The organism is Variovorax sp. P4_D9 (genome assembly GCF_056401695.1).
The window spans coordinates 1-4,387 of sequence record NZ_JBFUIU010000731.1 but is presented as its reverse complement, the minus strand read 5'-3'; the positions used below and the strand labels follow the sequence as shown (position 1 = coordinate 4,387).

The 4,387-nt window shown below is 65.8% G+C and carries 4 protein-coding genes; all 4 read left to right on the top strand.

Annotation, left to right across the window (positions count from 1 at the left end; translation table 11 throughout):
- Positions 1–1,838, top strand: a 1,838-nt coding sequence (gene infB / locus AC1DY5_RS43810) for a translation initiation factor IF-2 (protein ID WP_478120673.1), incomplete at its 5' end; no start/stop codon positions are given.
- 21 nt (positions 1,839–1,859) lie between these two features.
- Positions 1,860–2,231: a 30S ribosome-binding factor RbfA gene (rbfA, locus tag AC1DY5_RS43805; RefSeq protein ID WP_093107543.1), complete on the top strand. Its 372-nt coding sequence runs from the start codon at positions 1,860–1,862 to the stop codon at positions 2,229–2,231.
- A gap of 2 nt (positions 2,232–2,233) precedes the next feature.
- The gene (gene truB / locus AC1DY5_RS43800; RefSeq protein WP_478120672.1) at positions 2,234–3,181 is read left to right on the top strand and encodes a tRNA pseudouridine(55) synthase TruB; all 948 of its coding nucleotides are present in this window, start codon (positions 2,234–2,236) and stop codon (positions 3,179–3,181) included.
- Positions 3,178–4,387: GTP-binding protein (locus AC1DY5_RS43795; protein ID WP_478120671.1), on the top strand; the 1,210-nt coding region annotated here is incomplete at its 3' end. The genes truB and AC1DY5_RS43795, both read left to right, overlap by 4 nt.

Sequence of the window (4,387 nt, the reverse complement as noted above, 5' to 3'; positions counted from 1 at the left end):
GGCGCGGAGGCCCGCGTGGCCGTCGCGGCAATGATCGCGGAGGCCACGAAGAGCGCATGCCGGCGGCACCGGTCGAGGCGCGCATCCTCGAGGTGCACGTGCCCGAAACCATCACGGTGTCGGAGCTCGCGCACAAGATGGCGGTCAAGGCGTCCGAAGTCATCAAGCAACTGATGAAGCTCGGCCAGATGGCGACCATCAACCAGTCGCTCGACCAGGACACCGCGATGATCATCGTGGAGGAAATGGGCCACAACGCGGTGGTCGCCGCGCTCGACGACCCGGAAGCCTTCACCGACGACGACGTGTCGGCACAGCAGGCGGAAGCCCTGCCGCGCGCTCCGGTCGTGACCGTCATGGGTCACGTCGACCACGGCAAGACCTCGCTGCTGGACTACATCCGCCGCGCCAAGGTGGCCGCGGGCGAAGCCGGCGGCATCACGCAGCACATCGGGGCGTACCACGTCCATACCGACCGCGGCATGGTGTCCTTCCTCGACACCCCGGGCCACGAGGCGTTCACCGCCATGCGTGCCCGTGGTGCGCAGGCCACCGACATCGTGATCCTGGTGGTGGCAGCCGACGACGGTGTCATGCCGCAGACCAAGGAAGCCATCAAGCACGCGAAGGCGGCCCGTGTGCCGATCGTGGTCGCGATAAACAAGATCGACAAGCCCGACGCCAACCTCGACCGCGTCAAGCAGGAACTGGTCGCCGAAGAAGTCGTGCCTGAAGAGTACGGCGGCGACGTGCCGTTCGTGCCGGTCTCGGCCAAGACGGGGCAGGGCGTGGACGACCTGATCGAGCAGGTGCTGCTGCAGGCCGAAGTGCTGGAACTCAAGGCGCCGGTCGATGCCGCCGCCAAGGGCCTGGTCATCGAAGCCCAGCTCGACAAGGGCCGCGGCCCGGTGGCGACGGTGCTGGTCCAGTCCGGTACCCTCAAGACCGGAGACGTGGTGCTGGCCGGATCTACCTATGGCCGCGTGCGCGCCATGATCGACGAGGACGGCAAGACCATCAAGTTGGCGGGACCGTCGATCCCGGTCGAGATCCAGGGCCTGACCGAAGTGCCGCAAGCGGGCGACGAGTTCATGGTGATGGCCGACGAGCGCCGTGCGCGCGAGATCGCCACCTACCGGGCCGGCAAGTTCCGCAACACAAAGCTGGCGAAGGCCCAGGCTGCGAACCTGCAGAACATGTTCACCGACCTGTCGGCCGGCGAAGTGCAGACGCTGCGGATCATCATCAAGGCCGACGTCCAGGGTTCGCAGGAAGCACTGGCGCAGTCGCTGCTCAAGCTGGCGACCGAAGAGGTCAAGGTGCAGATGGTGTACGCCGGCGTCGGCGGCATCAGCGAGAGCGACATCAACCTCGCTATCGCGTCGAAGGCCATCGTGATCGGCTTCAACGTGCGGGCCGATGCCGGTGCGCGCAAGCTGGCCGAGAGCAACGGCGTGCAACTGCATTACTACAGCATCATCTACGACGCTGTGGACGACATCAAGGTCGCCATGTCCGGCATGCTGGCTCCCGAGCGGCGCGAAGAGATCATCGGCTCGGCCGAGATCCGCACCGTGTTCGTGGCCTCCAAGATCGGTACGGTCGCGGGCTGTATGGTCACCTCGGGCTCGGTCAACCGCAGCGCGCATTTCCGCCTGCTGCGCGACAACGTGGTGGTCTACACCGGCGAAGTCGACTCGATCAAGCGCCTCAAGGACGACGTCCGCGAAGTGCGCGAAGGCTTCGAGTGCGGTATCAAGCTCAAGAACTACAACGACATCAAAGAAGGTGATCACCTGGAGTTCTTCGAGATCAAGGAAATCGCCCGGACGCTGTAAGCGACCGAAGCGACACTGGCCATGCCCAAACGAAAAGCCGCAGCCCCGAACCGCGCCTTCAAGGTGGCCGATCAGATCCAGCGCGATCTGACGGAACTGATCGCGCGCGAACTCAAGGACCCGCGGGTGGGCATGGTCACGATCCAGGCGGTCGAGGTCACGCCCGACTACGCGCACGCGAAGGTCTTCTTCAGCCTGCTCGTGGGCGATCCGGTCGAGACCACCGAAGCCTTGAACCAGGCCGCGGGATTCCTGCGCAACGGCCTGTTCAAGCGCCTGCACATCCACACGGTGCCGACCCTGCACTTCCAGTTCGACCGCACGACCGAACGTGCGGCCGACATGAATGCGCTGATCGCGCAGGCCGTCGCTTCTCGTTCCAAAGACGACTGAAGATGAACGCGCCACGCACACGGGTGCAGCGGCGCCCTGTGCACGGGGTGTTGCTGCTCGACAAGCCGCTGGGGCTCTCCAGCAACCAGGCCTTGCAGAAGGCCAAGTGGTTGCTGCGCGCCGAAAAGGCGGGCCACACCGGCACCCTCGATCCGCTCGCGACCGGCGTGCTGCCGCTGTGTTTCGGCTCGGCGACCAAGTTCAGTCAGCTCCATCTCGACGCCGACAAGACCTATGAGGCGAGCGCGCGCCTGGGCGTGAAGACCGCCACCGGCGATGCCGAAGGCGATGTCATCGCCGAGCGTCCCGTTGCCGTGAATGCCGACGACCTGGCGCGCGTGCAGGCCCGGTTCACCGGGCCGATCCGCCAGGTGCCGCCGATGCACAGCGCGCTCAAGAAGGACGGCAAGGCGTTGTACGAATACGCGCGCGAGGGCATCGAGGTCGAGCGCGCGCCGCGCGAGATCGTGATCTACAAGCTCGCGCTGGCGGCGCTGTCGGACATCGATATCCGCATCGAGGCGACCGTCAGCAAGGGCACCTACATCCGCACGCTCGGCGAGGACATCGGCGAAGCACTGGGTTGCGGCGCCCATCTGACGTCGCTGCGCCGCACCGCGACCGGCGGCTTCGAGGCCTCGCAGTGCGTGACCCTCGAAGCGCTCGAAGCCATGGACGAGGACGAGCGGCTGGCTTGCCTGCTGCCGACCGAGGCCCTGGTGGCCGATCACACGCGCGTCACGCTCGGCGCCGAAGATGCGGGACGCTTCCTGTCCGGCCTGCGCCGGCGCGGCCACTGGGCCGATGCGCCCGCCGTGGCCGTGTTCGGCAACCAGCCGGAAGCCTTTCTGGGCACGGCCCACGTCAAGGCCGGCGAACTGATCCCGGGGCGGCTGCTGAGCCCCATCGAAATCCAGCAGACATTATTTTTGACCGAAGCGACACCATGACCCAACAGATTCGCAATATCGCCATCATCGCCCACGTGGACCATGGCAAGACCACGATGGTCGACCAGCTGCTGCGCCAGTCCGGCACCTTCGCCGAGCACGAGAAGGTGGTCGACACCGTGATGGACAACAACGCGATCGAAAAAGAGCGCGGCATCACGATCCTGGCCAAGAACTGCGCCGTGACCTGGGAAGGCACGCACATCAACATCGTCGACACCCCCGGCCACGCGGACTTCGGCGGTGAAGTCGAGCGGGCGCTGAGCATGGTCGATGGCGTGGTGCTGCTGATCGACGCGCAAGAAGGCCCGATGCCGCAGACCCGCTTCGTGACCAAGAAGGCGCTGGCCCTGGGCCTCAAGCCGATCCTGGTGGTGAACAAAGTCGACAAGCCCGGCGCGCGCCCCGACTACGTGGTGAACGCCGCCTTCGACCTATTCGACAAGCTCGGCGCCACCGATGAGCAACTCGATTTCCCGGTGGTCTACGCCTCCGGCATCAACGGCTGGTCGTCGATGGAAGAGGGCGCCCAGGGTGAGCAATGGGGCCCCGACATGTCGGCCTTGTTCGACACCATCCTGAAGCACGTGCCGGCCCAGATGGGCGACCCGAAGGCACCGCTGCAACTGCAGATCTCCGCGCTCGACTTCTCGACCTTCGTCGGCCGCATCGGCGTCGGCCGCATCAGCCAGGGCACGATCAAGCCGATGATGGACGTCGTGGTGATGGAAGGCCCAGACGGCAAGACCGTCAAGGGCCGTGTCAACCAGGTGCTGACCTTCCAGGGCCTCGAACGCGTGCAGGCCACCGAAGCCGGCCCGGGCGAGATCGTGCTGATCAACGGCATTGCCGACATCGGCATCGGCGTGACCATCACCGACCCGTCGAGCCCGGCGCCGCTGCCGATGCTCAAGGTCGACGAGCCGACCCTGACGATGAACTTCTGCGTCAATACCAGCCCGCTGGCCGGCCGCGAAGGCAAGTTCGTCACCAGCCGCCAGATCTGGGACCGCCTGCAGAAAGAGCTGCAGCACAACGTGGCGCTGCGCGTCAAGGAGACCGACGAGGAAGGCATCTTCGAAGTCATGGGCCGCGGCGAACTGCACCTGACCATCCTGCTGGAGAACATGCGGCGTGAAGGCTTCGAACTGGCGGTGTCGAAGCCGCGCGTGGTGTTCCGCGAGATCGACGGCGTCAAGCATGAGC